Annotated in this window: 1 protein-coding gene and 1 pseudogene; both read left to right on the forward strand. The window is 64.0% G+C overall.

Going from position 1 to position 1077, the window contains the following annotated elements:
* Positions 1-614 (forward strand): response regulator transcription factor (locus EN984_RS35690; protein ID WP_164765971.1); only part of this gene is annotated, 614 nt, incomplete at its 5' end.
* 7 nt (positions 615-621) lie between these two features.
* Positions 622-1077: pseudogene (locus EN984_RS35695) on the forward strand (two-component sensor histidine kinase); the annotation flags it as partial.

Here is a 1077-nt window from a genome sequence, read left to right on the forward strand (position 1 = left end):
GACAGGCCGGTCACACTGCTCATGTCGCCGGTGACGGCGAAACCGGCTTTGCGCTCGCCGACGCCGGCGACTACGACGTGATGGTGATCGACAGGATGATGCCGCGTCGCGACGGCCTGTCGGTCATTGCCGGTCTCCGGTCCAGGGGCAACACAACGCCGGTGCTGATCCTCTCGGCGCTCGGCGAGGTCGATGACCGGGTCACGGGTCTGCGCGCCGGCGGCGACGATTACCTGACAAAGCCCTATGCCTTCTCCGAGCTTCTCGCCCGCGTCGAGGTTCTGAACCGGCGCGCCAGCGCCAAGGAAGCCGAAACCGTCTACCGCGTCGGCGATCTCGAACTCGACAGGCTGTCGCATTCGGTCCGCCGTGCGTCACGCGAGATAACGCTGCAGCCGCGTGAATTCCGATTGCTCGAATATCTGATGCGGCATGCCGGCCAGGTGGTAACGCGCACCATGCTGCTGGAAAATGTCTGGGACTACCATTTCGATCCGCAGACCAATGTCATTGACGTCCATGTCTCCCGGCTGCGCGGCAAGATCGAGAAGGGCTTCGACAAGCCCATCCTGCATACGGTTCGCGGCGCCGGCTATATGCTGAAGAGCGGCTAGCTGCGGCATGGCTCTTTCCGTGCCAGCCATCATGAAGACAACGGCAGCGCGGCTTTCGGCGCTCTACCTCCTGCTCTTCGCGCTCTGCGCGGTGGCGCTCGTCTTCTATATGACCTCGTTGTCGGCGCGCATGCTGACCGGGCAGACACAGGACACCATCAATGACGAGGTGCTCGGTCTGGCTCGCGCCTATCAACGCGGCGGTCTGCCGGTGTTGGTCCGTGTAGTCGAGGCCCGCTCGCGCCAGCCCGGCGCCAACCTCTATCTGATCGCCGACGCCAACGGACAGATCCTGACCGGCAATGTGCAGAGCCTGGAGCCGGGCGTTCTCGAAACCGAAGGCTGGACCAGCAGTCCGTTCTCTTATCAGCGTTTTGGCGAGGGAGAGCTCGAGCGCCTGCGCAACCTTCCCGCCGAGCAGGGCACCACCACCCAATCCGAGCAGAACGATGCGCAGGCGCAG

It is taken from the genome of Mesorhizobium sp. M7A.F.Ca.CA.004.12.1.1, from assembly GCF_003997835.1.
In the GTDB taxonomy this organism is placed as follows: domain Bacteria; phylum Pseudomonadota; class Alphaproteobacteria; order Rhizobiales; family Rhizobiaceae; genus Mesorhizobium.